The sequence below is a fragment of the Dermabacter sp. HMSC06F07 genome (genome assembly GCF_001807345.1).
In the GTDB taxonomy this organism is placed as follows: domain Bacteria; phylum Actinomycetota; class Actinomycetes; order Actinomycetales; family Dermabacteraceae; genus Dermabacter; species Dermabacter hominis.
This window is the reverse complement of the sequence record NZ_KV788587.1, coordinates 57,914-79,194: the sequence shown is the minus strand read 5'-3', so window position 1 is coordinate 79,194 and position 21,281 is coordinate 57,914. Positions and strand designations below refer to the sequence as shown.

General features: G+C 62.4%; 20 protein-coding genes and 2 tRNA genes. 15 read left to right on the top strand and 7 right to left on the bottom strand.

The window, feature by feature from the left end:
• Window position 1: 1 nt before the first annotated feature.
• Window positions 2-613 carry a biotin transporter BioY gene (locus HMPREF3157_RS06640; RefSeq protein WP_061211595.1) on the bottom strand — a complete coding sequence of 204 codons (612 nt, stop codon included), beginning with the start codon at window positions 611-613 and terminating at the stop codon, window positions 2-4.
• Between the two features lie 124 nt (window positions 614-737).
• On the opposite strand from HMPREF3157_RS06640, the gene HMPREF3157_RS06635 reads away from it, so the two are divergent.
• The 4 genes from HMPREF3157_RS06635 (at window position 738) to HMPREF3157_RS06620 (ending at window position 4,982) form a co-directional block, all read left to right on the top strand.
• Window positions 738-1,952 carry a winged helix DNA-binding domain-containing protein gene (locus tag HMPREF3157_RS06635; protein WP_083288094.1) on the top strand — a complete coding sequence of 405 codons (1,215 nt, stop codon included), beginning with the start codon at window positions 738-740 and terminating at the stop codon, window positions 1,950-1,952.
• Window positions 1,953-2,341: 389 nt separating this feature from the next.
• Window positions 2,342-3,400 (top strand): GmrSD restriction endonuclease domain-containing protein, encoded by a 1,059-nt coding sequence (locus HMPREF3157_RS06630; protein WP_246816544.1) that lies wholly within the window; start codon window positions 2,342-2,344, stop codon window positions 3,398-3,400.
• A gap of 363 nt (window positions 3,401-3,763) precedes the next feature.
• Window positions 3,764-4,210: a hypothetical protein gene (locus HMPREF3157_RS06625; RefSeq protein WP_070435916.1), complete on the top strand. Its 447-nt coding sequence runs from the start codon at window positions 3,764-3,766 to the stop codon at window positions 4,208-4,210.
• 118 nt (window positions 4,211-4,328) lie between these two features.
• Window positions 4,329-4,982, top strand: coding sequence for a hypothetical protein (locus tag HMPREF3157_RS06620; protein ID WP_141740646.1), 654 nt, complete (start codon window positions 4,329-4,331; stop codon window positions 4,980-4,982).
• 419 nt (window positions 4,983-5,401) lie between these two features.
• Here the strand turns inward: HMPREF3157_RS06620 and HMPREF3157_RS06610 are convergent, their stop codons facing one another.
• Window positions 5,402-5,611 carry a hypothetical protein gene (locus tag HMPREF3157_RS06610; RefSeq protein ID WP_070435913.1) on the bottom strand — a complete coding sequence of 70 codons (210 nt, stop codon included), beginning with the start codon at window positions 5,609-5,611 and terminating at the stop codon, window positions 5,402-5,404.
• A 128-nt stretch (window positions 5,612-5,739) separates the two neighbouring features.
• Between HMPREF3157_RS06610 and HMPREF3157_RS06605 the strand changes: the two genes are divergently transcribed.
• The 4 genes from HMPREF3157_RS06605 (at window position 5,740) to HMPREF3157_RS06590 (ending at window position 7,396) form a co-directional block, all read left to right on the top strand.
• The gene (locus tag HMPREF3157_RS06605) at window positions 5,740-6,111 is read left to right on the top strand and encodes a helix-turn-helix domain-containing protein (RefSeq protein ID WP_070435912.1); all 372 of its coding nucleotides are present in this window, start codon (window positions 5,740-5,742) and stop codon (window positions 6,109-6,111) included.
• A complete protein-coding gene (locus HMPREF3157_RS06600; RefSeq protein WP_070435911.1) occupies window positions 6,111-6,545 on the top strand; it encodes a DUF7718 family protein in 435 nt (144 codons plus the stop codon). The genes HMPREF3157_RS06605 and HMPREF3157_RS06600 overlap by 1 nt, the downstream gene beginning before the upstream one ends.
• Complete coding sequence (locus HMPREF3157_RS06595) at window positions 6,542-6,934, top strand: hypothetical protein (RefSeq protein WP_070435910.1); 393 nt, start codon at window positions 6,542-6,544, stop codon at window positions 6,932-6,934. The genes HMPREF3157_RS06600 and HMPREF3157_RS06595 overlap by 4 nt, the downstream gene beginning before the upstream one ends.
• A gap of 279 nt (window positions 6,935-7,213) precedes the next feature.
• A complete protein-coding gene (locus HMPREF3157_RS06590; protein ID WP_070435909.1) occupies window positions 7,214-7,396 on the top strand; it encodes a hypothetical protein in 183 nt (60 codons plus the stop codon).
• A gap of 114 nt (window positions 7,397-7,510) precedes the next feature.
• Here HMPREF3157_RS06590 and HMPREF3157_RS06585 read toward each other — a convergent pair.
• Window positions 7,511-7,586: transfer RNA gene (locus HMPREF3157_RS06585), tRNA-Thr, on the bottom strand.
• 139 nt (window positions 7,587-7,725) lie between these two features.
• Complete coding sequence (locus tag HMPREF3157_RS06580) at window positions 7,726-9,447, bottom strand: alpha/beta hydrolase (RefSeq protein WP_070435908.1); 1,722 nt, start codon at window positions 9,445-9,447, stop codon at window positions 7,726-7,728.
• Between the two features lie 127 nt (window positions 9,448-9,574).
• Between HMPREF3157_RS06580 and HMPREF3157_RS06575 the strand changes: the two genes are divergently transcribed.
• The 3 genes from HMPREF3157_RS06575 (at window position 9,575) to HMPREF3157_RS06565 (ending at window position 11,789) form a co-directional block, all read left to right on the top strand.
• Window positions 9,575-9,647, top strand: a tRNA-Glu gene (locus HMPREF3157_RS06575).
• Window positions 9,648-9,853: 206 nt separating this feature from the next.
• Window positions 9,854-11,341, top strand: coding sequence for a catalase (locus HMPREF3157_RS06570; protein WP_070435907.1), 1,488 nt, complete (start codon window positions 9,854-9,856; stop codon window positions 11,339-11,341).
• A gap of 94 nt (window positions 11,342-11,435) precedes the next feature.
• Complete coding sequence (locus HMPREF3157_RS06565) at window positions 11,436-11,789, top strand: metallopeptidase family protein (protein ID WP_070435906.1); 354 nt, start codon at window positions 11,436-11,438, stop codon at window positions 11,787-11,789.
• Here the strand turns inward: HMPREF3157_RS06565 and HMPREF3157_RS06560 are convergent.
• A complete protein-coding gene (locus tag HMPREF3157_RS06560; RefSeq protein ID WP_070435905.1) occupies window positions 11,786-12,178 on the bottom strand; it encodes a universal stress protein in 393 nt (130 codons plus the stop codon). The two genes, HMPREF3157_RS06565 and HMPREF3157_RS06560, sit on opposite strands and share 4 nt — an antisense overlap.
• A 12-nt stretch (window positions 12,179-12,190) precedes the next feature.
• Window positions 12,191-12,859, bottom strand: a complete 669-nt coding sequence (locus HMPREF3157_RS06555) for a lysophospholipid acyltransferase family protein (protein ID WP_083288092.1) — start codon at window positions 12,857-12,859, stop codon at window positions 12,191-12,193.
• Window positions 12,860-13,045: 186 nt separating this feature from the next.
• Between HMPREF3157_RS06555 and HMPREF3157_RS06550 the strand changes: the two genes are divergently transcribed.
• From HMPREF3157_RS06550 to nrdE, 4 genes are all read left to right on the top strand, one after another.
• Entirely contained in the window at window positions 13,046-14,443 is a 1,398-nt protein-coding gene (locus HMPREF3157_RS06550) for a Gfo/Idh/MocA family protein (protein WP_070435904.1), read from the top strand.
• A gap of 393 nt (window positions 14,444-14,836) precedes the next feature.
• Window positions 14,837-15,094, top strand: coding sequence for a glutaredoxin-like protein NrdH (gene nrdH / locus HMPREF3157_RS06545; RefSeq protein ID WP_034370426.1), 258 nt, complete (start codon window positions 14,837-14,839; stop codon window positions 15,092-15,094).
• A 26-nt stretch (window positions 15,095-15,120) separates the two neighbouring features.
• Window positions 15,121-15,528 carry a class Ib ribonucleoside-diphosphate reductase assembly flavoprotein NrdI gene (gene nrdI, locus HMPREF3157_RS06540; RefSeq protein WP_070435903.1) on the top strand — a complete coding sequence of 136 codons (408 nt, stop codon included), beginning with the start codon at window positions 15,121-15,123 and terminating at the stop codon, window positions 15,526-15,528.
• 5 nt (window positions 15,529-15,533) lie between these two features.
• Window positions 15,534-17,669, top strand: a complete 2,136-nt coding sequence (gene nrdE / locus HMPREF3157_RS06535; RefSeq protein ID WP_070435902.1) for a class 1b ribonucleoside-diphosphate reductase subunit alpha — start codon at window positions 15,534-15,536, stop codon at window positions 17,667-17,669.
• Window positions 17,670-18,077: 408 nt separating this feature from the next.
• Here the strand turns inward: nrdE and HMPREF3157_RS06530 are convergent, their stop codons facing one another.
• Window positions 18,078-21,260 (bottom strand): glycoside hydrolase family 2 TIM barrel-domain containing protein, encoded by a 3,183-nt coding sequence (locus HMPREF3157_RS06530; protein WP_070435901.1) that lies wholly within the window; start codon window positions 21,258-21,260, stop codon window positions 18,078-18,080.
• Between the last annotated feature and the right edge of the window lie 21 nt (window positions 21,261-21,281).

The window sequence follows — 21,281 nt, the reverse complement described above, 5'->3', positions numbered from 1 at the left end:
ACTACTTCTCGAGTGCCCGCACGCCCTTCCAGGCAAGAGGAATCAGCCCGGCGGCGATTGCGGCCTTCACGATTCCACCCGGAATGAATGGGATGAGACCCGCGTTCATGATGCCCGCGAAGTCGAGGCCGAGGCCCATGATCGAGTTGAGCACCCACGCCATGTACGGCACGCCCACGACGAACGGCAACGCGCTCGCGGCAATAAAGCCGAGAAGCGCGAGGGCGAACTTGCGATCCCACGCGCGCTCCGCCATCCAGCCCGCCACAAAGGCCGAGGGGATAAAGCCGATGATGAAGCCGAAGCTCGGCTCGAGAACCATGCCCGGGCCGCCGCCGAACTCGGCGAAAATCGGGGCGCCCGCAAGACCCGCCACGAGGTAGGTGGCGAGCGATGCCGCGCCGCGCTTCGAACCGAGCGCCGCACCCACGAGAATCACGCCGAGCGTCTGGCCGGTGATCGGCACATACGGAAGCGGAATCGTGACCTGTGCGAGGAGCCCTACCACAACGACACCGGCCGCGATGAGCGAGAGATCGGTGAGCAGCGTGCGGTGTTTAACGAGCGAATCGGCGAGCACGGGGCGAGTGCCGGCAAGGGGTGCGGTGGTCATGGATCTCCTTCATCTCACGAATAGGGCCGCACTAATACTAGGCCCCGCTCCCGTTCAACGTGGAGAAGAGCGCGGTCGCCTACACCTGAATCGAGGCGCATGTGGCGCTCTATAGGGTGGGATCATGCCACCACGATCCCGCACCTCCGATACTCGCACCGAGCGCGCCCGCCTCATATATGCGCGCCTGAGTGCACAAGGACTCGCCCTGCCGAGGCATCGCAACGCCGGGAATCTCGTGCACGCGATGGGCGCGATGCAGGGGCAGGATCTGCCCGGCCTGCTCTCCTCGATCGCCCTTCGGCTCGATGCGGAAAAGGTCGGTGAAGCACCAGGCCAGGATCAGGTTCCGACGGTGGCTCCCCAAGCGTCGGATTCTGAAGCTTTCCCGAGCGACGCGCGCATGCGGGAAGTACTGCGCGCGTTTGACGCAGGCGAGATCGTGCGCGGTTACCCGATGCGAGGGACCGTTTTCGCCATGGCCGCCCGCGATGCGCGGTGGATGACCGAGCTGTGTGCGAAGAAGGGAGAGTGGGAAGCAAGGCGCCGCCGCTCGCGCAATCTATCCGACGCCCAGGTTGAGCACGCGCTGAACCTCACCCTCGAATTCCTCGCGGGGAAAGTGCGAGGTGTGACACGGGCCGAACTCCTCGAGGCGTGGAAAAGCGGCGGCATCGAGACGGACGGCGGTCGCGGCTACCACCTCATCACCTACTTCATGGCATCCGGCCACCTGATCTACGGGCCGATCGACGGTGCGGAACAGCGAATCGCCGACGCCACGACGTGGCTCCCCGACGGGGCTGGACTCGAGGAGCGTTTCGGAGGAGACAAAGTGGCGGCAACCGCGGCATTGCTCGAGCGCTACCTCGCAAGTCATGGGCCCGCGACGCTGCGCGATTTCGCGTGGTGGACGAAACTTCCGCTTCGCCAGATCCGCGCGGCTGCCCTCCAGATCGGCGACGGAATCGAGGAATGGGGCAGTGACGCCGCAGGCGAGACGTTATTCTGCCGCGCGGGGCTTGCCGATGAGGTCAGCTCTGCCGCCGCACGCGTTCGGGGTACCTTCCTGCTGCCCGGTTTCGACGAGCTCGTGCTCGGATACCCCGACCGCCTCGCCCTCATGACCGAACAAGAGCACGCGCTGCTCGTGCCCGGAAACAACGGGGTGTTCCGGCGGGGAATCGTGCGTGGCGGGCGCATGGTTGCCCTGTGGCGCACCGTCAAGCGCAAGAGCGGTCGTGCGCTCGTGGTCGATGCCTTTGGTGAGGAACTCTCCGCTGCGGCCTCGCGCGACATCGACAATGTCTTCGCGGCTTTTCCGCATCACGACCAGTAGGTGGCGCCCACGCTCGGCGTAGGGGTGTCGGAGCTCACCGCGTGGAGTGTGCGGAAGGTGTACCAAGGTCCCGTGAAAAAGGGAGCGGGCGCAGGTAATTAATTATCTAGCGTCCAACGCCGTTGGCAGAACCCCCACCGATCATTCACGGAGAAAGCGCCATGGGAAAATTAGCGAAGAATCGCAATGGCATTAAAAAAGGCGGCATTGCCGCAGGCTCGTGCTGTGGCTGCACGGGACTCGGAGTTGTGGGGCTGCTCGTCCTCGGCGTTATAGGGTCGCTCGCGGCTCCAAGCGAACAATCGCCGACACCGGTCGCATCCTCTTCCGCTGCCTCCTCCGCAACGCCTGCACCTTCTTCGGCGGAAGATGCTCACGAAGCTGGTTCGGTGCCAGTAACACCGGATGCATCGCCCGCACTCAACTCAGACGTGAATGCCGCCTCCGTGCCCGGTGAGAACAATGCCACCGTCGCCCCCGCCGGCCAGCAGGCGGCCCCCACCGGTACCGCTCTCGCCCAGCTCCGCACGCTCGAGGTGAAAGGGAGGGCCCCGAAAACGGGGTATGACCGTGAATCCTTCGGTTGGCGCGACGACGTCGACCGCAACGGCTGCGATACGCGCAACGACATTCTTCGACGCGACCTGAAAAACATCACCACGAAAGCGGGCACCCAGGGCTGTGTGGTGCTCTCGGGCCGAGTCGACTCGCCGTATAGCGGTTCAAGCTACGACTTCGTGCGCAACCCCACTAACACGGACATCGACCACGTCGTTGCCCTCTCGGATGCGTGGCAAAGTGGCGCCTCTAGTTGGGATGCACAAAAGAAGATCGCCTTCGCGAATGATCCTCTCAATCTTCTTGCCGTCGAGTCGACGCTGAACCGGCAAAAAGGCGACGGCGATGCCGCGACGTGGCTACCGCCGCACAAGCCCTATCGCTGCGAGTATGTGGCACGCCAAGTAGCGGTGAAAGCGAAGTATGGACTCTGGGTGAAACCGGCTGAGGCCGAAGCCATCGAGCGCGTACTGACGGCGTGCCCCGACATGAAGGCGTTTGACCAAAGCGTCGAGCCGCCCGCCACCGACTCCACCACGGAAGCAAAACCGGCACCAACCGAAAAGCCTCGACGGACGGAGAAGCCAAAACGCGCTGACAAGCCTCGGCAGGCTGACAAGCCCGCGCCCCTCGTCAGGGAAGTGGAGAGGGAGGCACCCAAGAAGGAGGCGCCGAAGAAGGCTGACACCAAGAAGAGCGCCCCTAAGGCAGAAGAGTCTAAGAAGAGTTCTTCGAAGAAGAAGAAATCTTCCAGTAGCGGCGGCTTCCGCAATTGCAAAGCTGCTTGGGAAGCCGGAGCTGCGCCGCTCCACAGGGGAGATGCCGGCTACGCACCGAAGCTCGATCGGGATAACGACGGCGTGGCATGCGAGATTCGGCCGCGTTATTAGGTTTCAGCCTCGGGGCTTTTGCCTGGGACGCGACCTTGCTCTCGTCGCGCCCTCGTGGCCCGCTCGCCCTGTTCTCGCGACGTGCCCTCCCGGTCCATCAAAGTGGTGAAAATAGCCGCCAACCCTCGGGTTTCTGTGTTAGGTGTCGGTTTTTCACCACCCTCGATGAGGAGTAGGCAGAGAGGTAGGGGCGCTGTACGGCCGAAAAGGCTTGACCAGTCGATCAATGCCGGCGTTTGAACTGCTGGGAGAAAAGCGCTCGTGGAGGGTGGGAGTCTTTTTGCAATCAGGTCAATTGCCGTAGTTGCTACCTATGGTGAGAAAACGTCCTAGTAGAACGCGAACCATATGGATACTTGAGTCATGAACATTGAGCAGTGGGCGGCTGTCGTATCTGCCGTGGCAGCGGCCGTATCGACCGTGTTTGCTATCGCGTCAGCGGTTTACTCGCGTGTGTCGAAGCGTGCGCGAGCGCAAGCCGAAGCTCACGAGCGACTTGCGAATGAATCGTTAGCTTCAATGAAGCGGCTCGCGGCAGCGGTCGAGGATGCGCCTTTTCAGGCAGTCGAGGAACAGGATTCGATGTTTCGTCTCACTAACCGGCGAGCCTTCGATCAGGAAATTGAGGCGGTGGAGAATCGGGACGAGTTCACGCGGCTGCTTTTCGAGACGCCTGTACTAGTGCCTGCGTATGGGTCTGAGACTTTCTATGTTCTTACCGCTTGGGGTTCGAGTTGTCCGAGCGATCTTGTTTTGCGGGTTGATGGTCGGATGGTTCATGTGCCGCTCGTTCGTCGCGTACGAGATTGACGAACATGAGGATTGAGAACAGTGCACCCACGACGGCGATAGCGGCGCAGGCGACAGTAAAAACGTGAGCATCAGGCAGCTCCTTTCGAGTCGGAGGTGTCGGGTGATAATGGGCGTCATGGACGTAGATATTGCTGGCTGGGCCGGTGCTGTTCTAACGGCGGTCACCTTGGGTTACGTGGTGCTTGAGAGGAAAGAGCGGAAGCGTGAAGCGGCATCCGCTTTCCTCTGCGTTGACAGCTACAAGACGATTAGTGAGCCCAACGGGGGAGTAGCGCCGATTCTGACCATCACCAATACGGGTGCTGTAGCGGCACATATCAGAATGATGGCGATAGCAGGGGCCTCAGAGGTCCGGCACCAAGAGGATCCGGCTTTCGAAGTGAAGTTTGCGCTTGGCCCGAATCAGTCCTTCGACATGGTTCTTGACGAGGGGGCTCGGAAGGACGCCTGGGTTTTATTCATGTACCGGGCTGGCACTCAGCCCTACATCGTCTTTTCTTGGCAACGATGTTTCATCCCCTATGAGCCTGACGACTACCCGAAGCGGGGTAGGGTCGTTAACTTCTTTTTCCGAAGGTGGGCATACTGGACGAAGCGCCCGCTTAGCGTCGGTCCAGGAGCAGAAGCAGGCCTGCGGTTACGGCACTCGCGAGCGACAGACGCCCAGATGAAAGCTGCGCAGGAAAGGTGGCAGGAAGCTGAGCCGCGATTCCTAGTGACAAGCCAAGTGACGCCACAGCTACCTGGATGGCTGGAAGAGGCTGACTAGCAAGAGCTTTCAAGGTGGCTTCTTGATGCTCGATTTCGCTTCTTAGGCGCTTACCTGTACGTGCTGAGTCGGCGTCTCTGTTCGGGTAGGTGCAGGCGCGCTCACGGGGTGTGCTGTTGACGGCTTTTTGCGGCATCTCGTCGCGGTGTGTTCCGAGGTCACGCTCTGACCGTCTGTGCGAGGACGCGGCGGACGACTTGTTCGCCGGTGGGGTCGATGTGGGCTGTGGTTTTGGCGTTGAGGACGTTCCACCAGTCGAGGTAGTGAACGGCATGTGATCGTAGTTGGCGTTTGGAGAATCGCAAGCCTTCGCGGGGCGCGATCTTCCTGACGTGGCGCATGGCGTCGCTTAACAACATAAAAAGGCTCCTAAAGGAGGAGTGCTGTGGGAAGTCACAGGCTTTGAGGGGGGAGGAGGGTTAGGCGGCGGTTGGAAGTAGCTCGGAGGTGTCCACCCGCAGGGCGCGAGACAGAGCCTCAAGTTCGCGCACCCGGAAATCGCCGGTTGCGAGACGGCGGCGGAGCGTCACTTCAGGAATTCCCGCCTCGCGCGCTACTCCTCGGATAGTGCTGATTTGTTCTATTTCTCGGATCGCGTTTCGTGCGATCTGTTCGAAGTAGGTGTTCATGGCGAACACGTTATGTAACCGTGTGGCGCGTTATCCATCCAAAAAGGGGACAAGCGGGACGTGCGTTACGATGAAGTGGTTCAGGGGCTGAACGGTTACATTTGTTGCTATGCGGTTATGCTTTAGGCATGGAAACTGAAGCGTTCGTGAGAGCCCTTGGCGCGGAAGTGCGCACCGCTGCCACAGTCGCGCAGGTGAAGATCGGAGACCTTGCCGAAGCTGTAGGCGTAAGTCGAATGTCGCTCACGCGATACCTGAACGGCGAGCGAGAGATGACCGTCCCGACGCTTTGCCGCATCGCGGATGTGCTTGGTGTTTCAGCCGCCACACTAATTGAACGCGCCACGCGCCGCGCCGAGGAAGACGCGCGCCCCACCGCCAAAGTAGCCTTAGCCCTCGCCGCACACGAGACACCGAATCAAGGCGCGGCGGTGCGCGACAAGCTCGACCACGAAGCCGAGGCACCTGAACCGTTCTACGACGGAGACGAACCCGCGTAATGCAGAAAGGCAAAAGCAACCGAAAGTTGCCGAACATGAGCGGGATAGGCCAAGCCCACACCGATGACGCGCCGCCTCGGTACACCCCACCACCGCGCCATGCATGCAGGATCGAGGAGTACCCGATCGAAATCAACGCTCAGCTTGAATCGTTCTCTAGGATCTGGGTCTACAAAGGGCGCGTCGTCGATTTTGCCGTAATGTTGTTCTCAGTTGAGCACGGCGACCGTGTCCAGGTTGCCAGAATCGACACAAGTCATGGCGAAGTGCACCGACATCGGCTTACAGTTGGCCAAGGTACCGTAGGAGAACGGGTCCACATAGCGACGATCCCGGTCGAAAACGGCTGGGACTTTGTTGACCAGCAGTACGGTGCAGCGTTGGACTACATAAGTACCCAGGCGGAACAGCTCTACCGGAGGTGGAAGCAATGACGACGATCGATCGTCCAGCCATCGCGAGAAGTATCGCCGCGCTCACAACGACAGAGGACGGGCGTACGTACCTTGCACGGGCAGGCTACAAAAGTGGGATGCCCGTCATCGTTGCGGACTTCGACGATGCCGTCGGGGCAACCTTGGATCGAATTCGCGCCAAAGGACTAGCGGGCCTTGTAGTTACGGCCCAAGAAGCAGGCGATCTACTGGTTGGGGTTTTTGAGCAGATTCTGACAGGCGATTCGGTTAGCGATGAAGTCTCGCGCTACTCCTCAATTGGCCTGCTCCTGACTGCCGCGCAGCAGAGCCGCCAAGGACTCACTTTTAAGGTAACGAACGTGCAGGTGTCTGCTAGCGCCCCTGTGAAGATTCCCGAGTTCGCCTAGCTCACGCTAGTCCCCGCGCACGAGCTTTAATGTCTCACCCTCCCGTCACTGTGGGAGGGTGAGTTTTTATAACCCTTGGGATCATCTACGCACAGCGTTTCCGCGCGTGCGCGTCGAATACGCGCGCCTTGACGGGCGGTGTGGCGAGACGAACGGCCGCGACCTAATCCGGCTGGATTAGCGTCTGCTTCAGGTGGAGCGGCGCTGCACTCTCGCTCATGAGCTCGTGCACCTCGAAGCGGGGGAGAGCGGGCCTGTAGCGCCGCCCGCGAGCGCGAGGTGGATCGGATTGCGGCGGCGCGCCTGATCTCGCTGGAGGCGCTCGTGAAGGCCGCTCGGTGGGCGCGTGGCCCGATAGAGCTCGCGGAAGAGTTGTGGGTCACGCCGTCGGTGCTTGAAGCGCGCTGCGAGACGCTCACGGCGGCGGAACTGTTCGCGGTGGCGGGGGTCGAAAATGAATAGGTCGCCGGTGGGGTCATTTCGAGATGTGTAACAAGATGTGTAACAACCCGCCACTTCGATTTGGGTAAAGAGAACCCCCACCGGGTGTTTGTCCTGGTGGGGGCTGCTTTTTTGTGGAGCCTCCTGCCGGAATCGAACCGGCGACCTATTCATTACGAGTGAATCGCTCTACCGACTGAGCTAAGGAGGCGTGTGCTTCGCTCACGCGTCGCGCACGAATCACAACTTTACGGGAGAAACGGCCCGGGTACCAAACTGTGCCGGTGATGGACCGGTCACATCTCGTGCGGGGTGACGTGCGAGCCGCCTCGCTGACCCGGGCTCAGTTTCTACTCACATTTCGCGCCGTCGTCCGGGACCTTGTCCTCGAGAAGGTACGCGTCGACCATCTCCTCGATGCAGCCACCCGAGCGGCTGTAGGCGGTGTGGCCGAAGCCGTCCCAGGTAAGGAGAACCGAGTTGTCGAGCTGTTTGTTGAGAGATTCAGCCCACGCATACGGTGTTGCGGGATCGTGGGTTGTGCCGATCACGACGATGGTGCTCGACCCCTTCGCATGGATTTCCTCGGGGTAGCGCACGGGCTTCGCGGGCCAGTTCGCGCAGCCGTCCTCTTCGCTGCCGAGCGACGGACCAAACGTCGGGTACTTCTTCGCGAGGCGTTCACCTTCGGTCTTGAGCCACTTTTCGTCGGTCACCCCGATGTGGTCGAGGCAGTTCACGGCGACGTTGGCGAACGTGCTGTTCGACTTGAACGTGCCGTCTTCTTCGCGCTCGTTGGCGAGGTCGGCGAGCATGAGGAGGACGTCGGCGGAGTTGTTGTTCTTGGCGCTTTCGATCCCGAGGGCGACGTACTCCCAGGTCTCGTTGCTGTAGAGGGCGGTAAGGATCGCCGTTGAGGCGAGGGTCTCGTTGAGCTTGCGGCCGCTCGCCGTGGGAATGGGGTTCTTCCCGGCGTTCGTCATGAAGTCGCGAAGCTGCTGAATGCCTTCGTCGACGCTGCCCGTGAGGGGGCAGGTGCCGCGTTCGTTCTGGCACCACGTCACGAAGTCTTTAATCGCCTGCTCGAAACCGGCGGCCTGACCGGCGACAATCTCGTTTGTCGTGAGCGCTGGGTCCATCGCGCCGTCGAGGATGAGGTGTCCGGTGCGTTCCGGGTACATTTCGGCGTAGGTGGCGCCGAGGTACGTGCCGTACGAGAAGCCGAGGTAATCGAGCTTTTCGGATTCAACAGCCGCGCGGATCACGTCCATGTCGCGCGCAGCGGAGTACGTGTCGACGTACTGAATGCGGTCGCTGGACTTCGCTTTGCAGGCTTTCGCGAGCTTGTCGGCCCACTCCTTAGCTTTCTTCTTACCTTCCTCGGTGTCGGGAATGTCTGTCGATAGCATTTCGTCGGTCTCGGCATCGTCGAGGCACTGGACACCGTCGGAATCCTTCACCCCTCGCGGGTCGAAGCCGATCAGATCGTACTGTTTGCGCACGGTGGAGCTGATCGTCATGGAACCGTAGGCGGCGACGTGTTCCGCCCCTGAGCCGCCGGGGCCGCCGGGGTTGATGAGAAGCGAGCCCTTCTTGTCGTCGCCCGTTGCGGGAACGCGTGTGAGCAGGAGCGAGAGGGTGGCACCTTCGGGGTCGTTCCACTTGAGGGGGACCTCGATCGTGGCGCATTCAGCGCCTTGATACTCCGCGCGTTCGCATTTTCCCCAGTCGGCGCGCTGGTCGTAGAACTTCTTCCAGCGCTCGTCCTTTGCGGGGTCGGCGCCGAGGTCGTAGGCGGCGGATTCGACGACGGGAGCGATCGATTTAAGGGGCGCCATGCCTTCCGTGCCGTAGGCCTTGGAGGTCGAGTTCTCGAGCTCCTTGATGGCTTTTTCGGCGTCCTTCTCGAAGTTGCCGCTGCCGGTGGCTGCCGAGTTACTTGGCGTGGCCTTGTGCCCCGCTTGGATGAGTGCTCCGCATCCACTGAGCGAGAGTGCGGCAAGCGTGAGGGCGCTGAGGGCGGCGGCGGCACGTGCGCGCACGCCGAAGCGGGAGGGGTGAGTGGGTGTCACGAAGAAACCTCGCGGATCGTTGGGAAGGCAAATTAGCTGCCATTATTCAATCACGCGGTGCCGTGTGTCACCGTCAGGCTCTCCCAGTTGGCGTTCCGGCATCGACATGGGTAGAGTATTTCCGCCCGCCCCGTTCGTCTAGCGGCCTAGGACACCTGCCTTTCACGCCGGCAACACGGGTTCGAATCCCGTACGGGGTACAGCATGAAACCGCCCACCAGAATTGGTGGGCGGTTTCGTTTTAACGGCACGTGCGCAGGGTCCGACGCCTGCCCGCCTTCATCGCGCGGACTTTGTGAGTGTGCTCAAGGAGCGCCAGCTAGGGTGGAGGTACGCGGTCCCTCCTCGATGACGCCGAGGCGATTGATCGCCCCTACTCCTACCCCACGAGATAAGGACAGGACGAATGAGCACTTTTGATCCGAACCTTCCGAGCACGAACGAAGCCGGTGCCGTGCGTGAATCCGATGCCCATTCACTGAGCGTTGGCGCGAATGGCCCCCTCCTTCTTCACGACGTGAACCTTGTGGAGAAGCTCGCGCGTTTCGATCGCGAGCGCATTCCGGAGCGCAGCCCCCACGCGAAGGGCTCAGGCGCTTTCGGCGAACTCCGCGTGACCGAGGATGTTTCCCAGTACACGAAGGCGAAGCTTTTCCAGAAGGGCCAGAAGACCCCGATGCTCGCGCGTTTTTCGACCGTTGCCGGTGAGCTCGGTTCGCCCGATACGTGGCGCGACGTTCGCGGTTTTGCCCTTAAGTTCTATACGGAGGAGGGCAACTACGACATCGTCGGCAACAACACGCCAATCTTCTTCCTCCGCGACCCCATGAAGTTCCCCGACTTCATTCACTCGCAGAAGCGCCTTCCCGATTCGGGTCTGCGCGATGCCACCATGCAGTGGGACTTCTGGACCCTTTCGCCTGAGAGCGCCCACCAGGTCGCTTACCTCATGGGCCCGCGCGGTCTTCCGAAGACCTGGCGTCATATGAACGGCTACAGCTCGCACACCTACATGTGGGTGAATGAGGCTGGCGAGAAGTCGTGGGTCAAGTACCACTTCCACACCCAGCAGGGCGTCGAGTACCTCTCGAACGAGGACGCGACTCGCATTGCGGGCGAGGATGCCGATGCGCACCGCAAGGACCTCTTCGACGCGATCAAGAACGGCGATTTCCCGAAGTGGGATGTCTCGGTGCAGATCATGCCGTACGAGGACGCGAAGACCTACCGCTTCAACCCGTTCGACCTCACGAAGACTTGGTCGAAGAAGGACTACCCGCTTATCAAGGTCGGTGAGTTCGAGCTCAACCAGAATCCGGTGAACCACTTCGCGCAGATCGAGCAGGCGGCCTTTAGCCCGTCGAACCTCGTTCCGGGCATCGGTTTCTCGCCCGACAAGATGCTTCTCGGCCGCGTGTTCTCCTACCCGGATGCACAGCGCAACCGCCTCGGCACGAACTACAACCAGCTGCCCGTGAACCGCCCGGTGAACGACGTCAACACCTACTCGAAGGAAGGGGCGATGGAGTTCTTCCACTCGGGCGATGCTCCCGTGTATGCCCCGAACTCGTTCGGTCGCGCTTACCAGGATGAGCAGGGACCGGTCGACAACGGCTGGGAGTCCGACGGCGAGATGGTGCGCGCCGCGTACACCCTCCACGCCGAGGACGACGACTTCGGCCAGGCCGGCACCCTCGTGCGCGAGGTGTTTAGCGACGAGGAGCGCGAGGAGTTCGTGAACACCGTCGCGGGCGCCCTCGACGGCGTGATCGAACCCGTGCTCTCGCGCGCATTCGAATACTGGAAGAACGTTGATCAGGAGATCGGCGAGCGCATCGAGAAGGCCGTTAAGGCCAACGCGGGCGACGCCGAGGTTCCCGGTAGCGTCCAGTAACGCACGACTCAGAAGTTCGGCCCCGTTCCTGCCGCGTTCGGTGGGGGCGGGGCCGACGTTTGCCCGCACCACGCCGCTTTGGGATTCTTGAAGCATGGATGTCATGAGCCGTGAAGAATTCGAGGCCGCGGTTGACGACGCCCTCGATTCGCTGCCGCTCGATGTCGTCACCCAGATTTCCGATTCGAACACGGTGATCCTCGTAGAGGAGGAACCCGAGGGTGATGAGGAGCTGCTCGGAGTGTTTGACGGGGTGCCGCTCACGGAGCGCGGTCATTTCGACGGTCTCATGGAGCCGGGCCGCATCATCGTGTTTCGCGGCCCGCTCACGCGCATGGCTGCGAGCCGCGAGGAGCTCGAGGAGCAAATCCGCGTGACCGTGCTCCACGAGGTCGGTCACCTCTTCGGGGTCGAGGAGGAGCGCCTGCACGCGCTCGGCTGGGGCTAAACGATCAGGACGTCGGCGGGGGAGTCCGCGATCACCGTTTGAATGGTGTTGCCGAGGTAGCGAGGGTCGTCCGTTCCCCCAAAGCGGGCCCCGAGCACGAGGGTGTCCGCGCCAGTTTTCTCAATCTCGGTGATGATTGCGTGGGCGACCTCGTCGCCGTCGTCGATGTGCCTGGTGCGAGAGTCGACATCGCGCACGCCCGCGCGGCGCGCCGTCTGTACCGCGAACGCGAGCTGCTCCGCGCTCGCATGTCGAGGGTCCGACTCGACAGAGTCGCGCACGACGTTCACGAGATGCAGCGAGGTGCCGAACTGCACGGCGCGTTCAATTGCGGCGTCGAGTGCTGCCTCGCCCTTGGGGGTGGGGATGTAGGCCACGAGGATGCTCACCGTTGATCTCCTTCAGTGTTCCGTCTTCGGCTGTGGGGTGTCGCGTTCTTGCCCGCTGAGTTTTTGAATCTCATCCATCACTCTGTCCGTGATCGCGCGGCGCCTGCGGTTTTCAGGCAGGGAACGATCGATGTCGCTGAGGTCGATGGGGGTGCCGATGCGCACCTCGAGTTTCGCGCGACGCGGGCGGGGGAGGGTTTTTCCGGGAACGAAAAGCTTCTCGGTTCCCACGAGCCCCACGGGGATGATGGGCGCTCCCGTGTGTTCTTCGAGCCACGCGACACCCGTGCGGCCACGCCCGAGCTTGCCCGTTTTTGAGCGTGTGCCCTCGGGGTAAATCGCGAAGACCTCTCCTTCATCGAGTACCTCGCGGGCTTTTTCGAGCGAACCTTGCGCCGACTTAAGCGTTCCGCGCTCGACGGGAATCGAGCCCACTGTCTCGAAAAAGCGCTGTTTGATGCGGGCCGTGAGCCCGCTCTTGTGCCAAAAATCGGCTTTGATGATGTAGCGCACCTTGCGGTTGAACACGACCGGCACGAGGAATGAATCCACATTTGCGAGGTGGTTCGCGGCAATGATCACGGGGCCGGTCTCGGGCACATTCTCGAGTCCCGTGACCTTCGGCCGCCACCACGCCTTAATCATTGGGGCGACGAACGTGTGGGCGGTTTCGTAAAACACCGGCCTGCTCCTTCGGCTCGCTCTCTCGCACATGCGCCTCGCGCATGTTTCTCAGCGTAATCGCTCGGAGGTGCAGTTCCTAATGCGGGCCCGCGTGTTTAATGGATGGGGGTCCGACGGTTGCCCGGCAGGCGTCGGAACCCTTTTCGCAAGGTGCACCCCGCCACGACCGGAAGGATTTCGCTCATGCCCTCGAAGATTAACGTTGCCGTTGTGGGGCTCGGGACGTGCGCGCAAGCGGTGCATCTGCCTATGCTTCAGCGCCGCCACGATCGCTTCCAGCTCACCGCGGTCGTGGATATTTCGCCGCGCCGACTGCGTGAGGCAGCCGAAAAGTGGGGCATTGAGGAGGAGCGCCGCTACGGCAGTGTGAAGGACCTGATGGCGGCTGCGCGCAGCAAGGACGTTGAGCTGGATGCGGTTGTGTTCAGCGCCGATGGCGTGAAGGGGGAGGATATCCTCCAGATCATCAAGCGCGGCATCCCCGTTCTCGTCGAGCCGCCCGTCGCGTATGGCACCGAGGAACTTCAGGCGATCGCCGAGTTTGAGCAGATGGCCGGGCGTCCCCTCGTGATGCTCGCCTACGGCGCTGTGTACGACTCCTCTGTGAAGTTGCTCGTGGAGGAAAATCAGGCGCGCGACCTGCGTACCCTCGAGTTTGAGACGCTCATGCCGGCGAGCTCCGTGATGCACGGTAAGCACCACGTGACGTCGGCCGCCTATGATTTGCCGTCGGAGCAGCGCATTGAGCGCCGCGAAAACCTCAAGGTCGCCGTCGAGAAGGGGGCGGGGCCCGGTGCGAATCAGCGTGACCGCGACATTTACGTGAAGGGGTTGCTCACGGGCGTTCTCGCACAGCTCGCCCTGATGCGCGCAACCTACGGTCCGTTGACCGAGCTGCACGGGGTGCGCCACTGGCCCGAGCAGGTGATTCCCGGCTCGATCGAGGTGCTCGGCGCGCTCGAGAAGGGCGTGCACGTTCGCCTCGTGTGGCACTACCTGCCGTTTGCGCCCGAGTTTCACGATGCGATTCGTGTCGTGACGAACCGCAGGCAGGGCCGGGTCGAGATCCCCGCCGTGGCAGATCTCGATACGCGCGGCTCGTTCACGTTCACCCAGAAATCCGACGGCGCGATTGTGAAGAGCGAGCGCCTCTCCGAGCACTCGCCTGCCTATGGCCTTCACGAGGCGTTCTACGCCTTTGTCGCGAAGGGAAAGGCGCCCGCCTACGGTCTTTCCGAGGCACTCGAGGATCTCGAGATTTCACGAACGATCCTCGCCGAGCTCGCGCTCGTTGACGGCCGCGACATCAACGAGGCTCCCGAGGTCGAAGGCGAGGCTGACGACAACGAAGGCCGCGGTCACGGGGCTGAGGCGCGCGAGGGAAGCACTGTCGTCGCCGAGAACCCGCTCACGGAGACACCTATCGCGACCGCGCCGGAACCTGTCGAGGACGAGTTCGGGTCCGTGAGCTCGAAAGGTGCCGAGCAGGGCGAGGTCGAGATTTCCGAGCAAAGCGCACCCGCGCAAGCGGAGCCCAGCGAGGCGGAGGGTGCAAGCGGGAACGAGCCCAGCGGGGCGTAGCCCACACGCCGCGGCGCGACACGCCGAAGGGCGGGAATCACACAAGAATTTTTTGGGGACGTCGATGCGGATCGGCGTCCCCAATTCGTCGTGGAAAACCCCGGAAATTCACCAACGAACACAGGTTGTCCACAACTCCATCCACCGTCGAGCGCGCCTGCGACGTGCATGGTTCGTGGATAACACCATCGCTGTTCACCGCGCGTTCACATGAGGCCACAGCGTGTCCACACACCATCCACATCACATTCGTGTAATTCAGTACATCTTGTGGTGTTCCCATCGATCTGCCACTAGGTGTAGTGTTGAGGACGTTGGTTCGCGCAGCCCCACAGTTGGGCTTCACGTCCCCCGTGAACACGAAGAACACCCCGCATTTTTGAAAGGCCTCTCATGGAGATCACCGTCTACACCAAGCCCATGTGCGTCCAGTGCGACGCCACCAAGCGCGCCCTCAACAAGGCTGGCCTCGAGTACACGCTCGTGGACATCACCGAGGATGCCGCGGCCCTCTCGCACGTCAAGTCGCTGGGCTTCATGCAGGCGCCCGTCGTGACCACCCTGAACGATGCCTGGTCGGGCTTCCGCCCCGACAAAATTAAGGCGCTCACCGCACAGGCGAGCGAGATTCGCCAGGCTGCAGGCTTCTAAGCATTTAAGCGTCGTGACCTTTTGCCATGAGTAAGCTCGTCTGCTTTTCGTCTGTTTCGGAAAACACCAAGCGATTCATCGAGAAGCTTGAGCTGCCCGAAGGAAGCGTCGCGCGCATCCCGCTGCGGCGCACCGAAGAGCCGCTCGTCGTTGACGAAGACTTCGTGCTCATGGTGCCCACCTACGGTGGCGGCAATACCGGGGGAGCGGTCCCCAAGCAGGTTATTCACTTCCTCAACGACAAGCGCAACCGCGCACACATCAAAGGCGTGATCTCGGGAGGGAACACGAACTTTGGCGAGGCATACTGCATTGCCGGCGACATCATCGCTCGCAAATGCAACGTGCCGCACCTCTACAAGTTTGAGCTCCTTGGGACATCAAGGGACGTCACCACAGTCAAAGAAGGGTTGGAACGGTTTTGGCAGAGCTAACCGAGATGCCGGGCTACGAGCACAACAAGGCGATGGACTACCACGCGCTCAACGCCATGTTGAACCTGTACGACGCGGACGGCAAGATCCAGTTCGACAAGGACCGCGAGGCGGCCCGCGAATACTTCCTCCAGCACGTTAACCAGAACACGGTCTTCTTCCACTCGCTCAAGGAAAAGCTCGACTACCTCGTCGAGAAGGAGTACTACGAGAAGCACGTTCTCGACCAGTACACGTTCGAGTTCATCAAGTCGCTGTACAAGCGCGCGTACGCGAAGAAGTTCCGCTTCCCCACCTTCCTTGGTGCATTTAAGTACTACACGTCGTACACGCTCAAGACGTTCGACGGCAAGCGCTACCTCGAGCGGTTCGAGGATCGCGTGTGCATGGTCGCCCTGACCCTCGCCGCCGGCGATCAGGCGCTCGCCGAGCGCATCGTCGACGAGGTTCTCGACGGGCGTTTCCAGCCCGCGACCCCGACCTTCCTCAACGCCGGCAAGGCGCAGCGCGGCGAGCTCGTGTCGTGCTTCCTTCTGCGCATCGAAGACAACATGGAGTCGATCGGTCGTTCGATCAACTCCGCCCTTCAGCTTTCCAAGCGTGGCGGCGGCGTGGCCCTCCTGCTGTCGAACCTTCGTGAGCACGGCGCTCCCATCAAGCAGATCGAGAACCAGTCCTCGGGCGTCATTCCCGTCATGAAGCTCCTCGAGGATTCCTTCAGCTACGCCAACCAGCTCGGTGCACGCCAGGGCGCCGGTGCCGTGTACCTCCACGCACACCACCCCGACATCCTCCGCTTCCTCGACACGAAGCGCGAGAACGCCGACGAGAAGATCCGCATCAAGACCCTCTCCCTCGGCGTGGTGATCCCCGACATCACCTTCGAGCTCGCGAAGAACAACGAGCCGATGTACCTGTTCTCGCCGTACGACGTCGAGCGGGTCTATGGCAAGCCGTTCGCGGACATCAACGTGACGGAAAAGTATCGCGAAATGGTGGACGACCACCGCATCGCGAAGAAGAAGATCCGCGCACGCGACTTCTTCCAGGTGCTCGCCGAGATCCAGTTCGAGTCGGGCTACCCGTACATCATGTTCGAGGACACGGTGAACCGCGCCAACCCCATCGGCGGCGGCAAGGTCACTCACTCGAACCTGTGCTCGGAGATCCTCCAAATCTCGACTCCGTCGACCATGAACGCGGACCTCTCCTACGAGACGCTCGGCCGCGACATCTCGTGCAACCTCGGCTCGCTTAACATCGCGAAGGCCGTGGACTCGCCCGATTTCGCAAAGACGATCGAGACGGCGATCCGCGCCCTTACGGCAGTGTCGGATTCCTCCGACATCTCCTCGGTGCCCACCATCGCGAACGGCAACAAGGCCTCCCACGCGATCGGCCTCGGCCAGATGAACCTCCACGGGTTCCTCGCGCGCGAGTCGATCCACTACGGAAGCGAGGAAGGCCTCGACTTCACGAACATGTACTTCTACTCGGTCGCGTACCACTGCATTAAGGCGTCGACCAAGATCGCTCAGGAGCGCGGCGAAACGTTCATGGGCTTCGAGGATTCGAAGTACGCGAGCGGCGAGTACTTCGAGAAGTACATCAACGAGGTGTGGGAGCCAAAGACTCAGCGCGTCCGCGAGATCTTCGAGAACTCGAGCATCCACCTGCCCACGCAGGACGACTGGAAGACCCTCGCGGCGGAGGTGAAGGAACACGGTATGTACAACGCGTACCTGCAGGCCGTTCCGCCCACCGGTTCGATTTCCTACATCAACCACTCGACGAGCTCGATCCACCCGATCGTCTCCAAGATCGAGATCCGCAAGGAAGGCAAGATCGGCCGCGTCTACTACCCGGCGCCGTACATGACGAACGACAACCTGGAGTACTACCAGGATGCGTACGAGATCGGCTACGAGAAGATCATCGACACGTACGCCGAGGCGACCCAGCACGTCGACCAGGGCCTCTCGCTCACGCTGTTCTTCCCGGACACGGCGACGACTCGCGACGTCAACAAGGCCCAGATCTACGCGTGGCGTAAGGGCATCAAGACCCTCTACTACATCCGCCTGCGTCAGATGGCGCTCCAGGGCACGGAAGTTGAGGGCTGCGTGAGCTGCATGCTCTAGCAGGGCAATCCCGGAAGGCGCCCCGCTCACCGTCATGGTGGGCGGGGCGCCTTGCTATCCACGGGCGCGACGGGAGCTGGGCCACCGTCGGACCCATGCCGCAATACCCGGCCCCGTGCCGGCCGGTCCCGCTGGCCCTGGCCCCTTGCCTGCCCTGCCTCTGGATAGGTTTTCTGAAGGTGGTGAAAAACGGCGTAGGCCGGCTGATTTTTAACGTGTGGGGGCGATTTTTCACCACTTTGGTGAGGTGCAGGAGGTGCAGGCTTGGGGAGAGGGTGTAGGCAAACGAGCGAGCAGGCCGAAAGCGGCGTGCAATGTCGTTCGTCTACACCCTCCGGAAGTGGGTGCCAGGCCAGACGGCGGGTGCCGGTCAGGTGGCAGGCGCCAGGTCAGGTGCCAGACGCCGGGCTACACCTCGAACGCGAGCGACCAGGAACCCGAGCGCGGGCGCAGCTGGTACTCGGGCCTCACGTCGGGGCCGCACGAGCGCGACCCCAGGCCGTGCTGCGCCACATCGAAAATGAGATGCGTGCGCTCCGGTGTGCCCAGCTCATGCGGGTGGCGAGCCTTAGTGATCTGCTCGATCGAGTGCTCACGCACCTGGAAGCCAGGCCGTTCGCGGTGGGGTCCGACGGCATCCGCGCGCACGGTGAGCCCAAAGCCCGACAGCTGAAGCTCGCGCAACCCGGGGCGGTAGCCCGACTCCTGCGGAACCGCGTACTCGACATTCAGATCCGAGACGGGCATCGAGAAGCGGCCAATGCGCGCGGCGCGGCACGAATCGACGTAGTTCTCGAGCGGACCCGAGCCGAACCACGAGGCCTCGCCGGCACCGAGCGGCGCCGTGAACTCGAGCCCGAGGCGCCCCCACACGTACTCCCAGTTCGCCGAAGGTGCGGCGTCGGCATACAACCGAAGAACGCGCGAGGCACCACCCTTCGCCCCACCGGCAGCGTCCTCGAGGCGCCACGTGATATCGAGATCGACGTAAGCGCGGCCGGCAGGCGTGCTGTAGCGGTGCACGGCGCGGACCTCATGCTCGTCGAGCCACACGCCAATGACGCGGCGCTCGAGCTTATCGATGCCGATCTCACGCCACAGCGCCGCGGTGGGCGGGGCCTGGGTTCCCGAGCCGGTCGTCTCGGCCGGGTCGGCGAGGATGTACGAGCCGAAGTCGCCAAGTGAGTCGTTCTCGGTGGGGGCGCGGAACAGGCGAAGCTGAGGACCGGCGAGATCGAGGTCGCCCAGCTTCACGAGGTCGCCCGTGCGCGGATCGAAGTGGGCATCACCGAGGGCGAATGAAGCGTCGGAATCCTGCACCTGATCGACCTGCGAACCGGTCTCGCCGTTTGCCGAAGCGCACAGCGCAGCCGGATGCGACGGCGCCACAATCCTGGTCGTATCTTCCACCGGGACCTGCGTGAATGCTACTTCGTGGCCGGCGTCGGCCCAAGCGGTGCTCTCGCGCAAAACCGCGCGGATCGTGCGGAACTTCTCGCCCGAAAGTTCACCCTCGTGGCCCTCGGCGAAGGGTGGCAGAGTCAACTCCCCGGCGTAGCTGTTCCAGCCGCTTGCGGAAACTTCCTCGACGGGGCATTCGCGGCGCAGCACCTCGTGGCCGTCGACCTCATCGACGACCTCAAACACGAAGTCGTGGAGATCGCCGGCGTGGCGGAGGTCCTGGATATATGCCGCGGTGATGATGACATCGTCGAAATCGCCATCGAGGGCCCGCTCGGTATCTCCCTCCATAGCGAGGTCGAACTCAAGCTTGATCGGGCTCACGATCGCGCCGAACTCCACGAGCCCCGGAGTTGCCTCACCCGAGGAGAGCACGAGGCCATCGCACACAAACGACGAGTCGTGAACCTGCTCGCCGAAGTCGCCGCCGTAGCCGAATAACTCGGTGCCGTCTTCGGTGCGGGTCGCGATGCCGTGATCGCGCCACTCCCACACGAAGCCGCCGTGCCACTGCGGGTAGGTCTCGAAAATTTCTTCGTATTCAGTGATGCCGCCCGGGCCATTGCCCATTGCGTGCACGTATTCGCACAGGATCATGGGGCGCTTCGCGAGCTCGGCGTTACGGCCGGGCATTGTGCCGCCAAACTTGCCGTGCCCGAGAGACATTTCGCGCATTGCCTCGATCGGCGGATACATGCGCGACACGAGGTCGGTGTACTGACCGTCGTAATCCTGCTCGTAATGCACGGGGCGCTCCGGATCGCGGCGGCGAAGCCAGTTCGCCATCTGTGCCATGTTCGCGCCCGTGTGGCCCTCGTTCCCGAGCGACCACGACACGATCGACGGGTGGTTCTTGTCGCGCTCGAAGAACCGCTGAACGCGGTCAAGAAGCGCGTCCCGCCAGCGCGGATCGTTCGCGGGAACATCCCGCCAGTTTTCGCCAAGGAAGCCGTGCGCTTCGTAATCGCACTCGTCCATGACCCAAAAGCCCAGCTCATCGGCAAGGTCGAAGAGTTCGGGGTGCGGCGGGTAGTGGGAGGTGCGGATCGCGTTCACGTTGTGGCGCTTCATGAGCAGAAGTCCCTCGCGGGCCTTCTCGCGGTCCCACACGCGGCCAAGCTTCGGATCGTACTCGTGGCGATTCACGCCGCGAATGCGCAGCTTCTTGCCGTTGACGCGCCACTCGTGCCCCACGATCTCGACGCGCCTGAAGCCGGTGCGGATCGTGAGCGTCTCGGCGGCGTTCGAGATGGTCGCGGTGTACAGGCGGGGCACGTCGGCACTCCACGGCTCCACTTCAGGAATGGGGATTGGTCCGACGGCTGCCGGGCTCTCGAACGTTTCGGAGATTCCAAGCTCGTCGATCGCGATCGTGACGGGGAAGGCGGCTTCCTCCGCGCGGATTTCCGGAATGAGTGTGCCGGGTCCGGGGGCAGAGGGGCCGTTCTTCGGATCGAAATCGGCGCGCAGCCACGCGTCCTCGATGCCGGCGGCCGGGCGGAACAGGAGCTCTACGTCGCGGTAGATGCCGGGCAGCCACCACTGGTCCTGGTCCTCGAGGTAGGTGTTCGAGGACCACTGATGCACGCGCACGTGCAGCACGTTCTCGCCCTCTGCCACGAAGTCGGTGACGTCGAGTTCCTGCGTGAGGCGCGAGCCGCGCACGACGCCCGCCCGCTCTCCGTTCAGGCTGATGATGGCGAGGGATTCGATGCCGAGAGTGCGCAGGTACACGCGCGTGCCGTTCTCGATTTCCGCGATCGTGTCGGCGCTCAGCGTGAAGTGGGTGCGGTAGTCGCCCGTCGGGTTGTCGTCGGGAACGTTCGGGGCGTCGACGGGGAACGGGAACTGCACGTTCTGGTACGCGGGGGCGCCGTACTTGCCGAAGTCGCCGTATTCGCCGCCGCCGGTGAGAACCCAGTGCGAGGGCACGGTGATGTCGTCCCAGCTCGAGTCGTCAAAGTCCACCGTCGGAGCCGAATCGCCCGCGCCCTCGGCGCTGCGGAAATACGCGAACTTCCACGTACCCGCGAGGCTCATGGCCTCAGCGGTAGTCGTGAGGTGGCTGCGCGGCGAGATCCGCGCACCTGAGCCGGGGGAGTAGGAGGTGATTTCGTGAAGTGTACTCATGGGGTCATCCTTGTCCGGTTG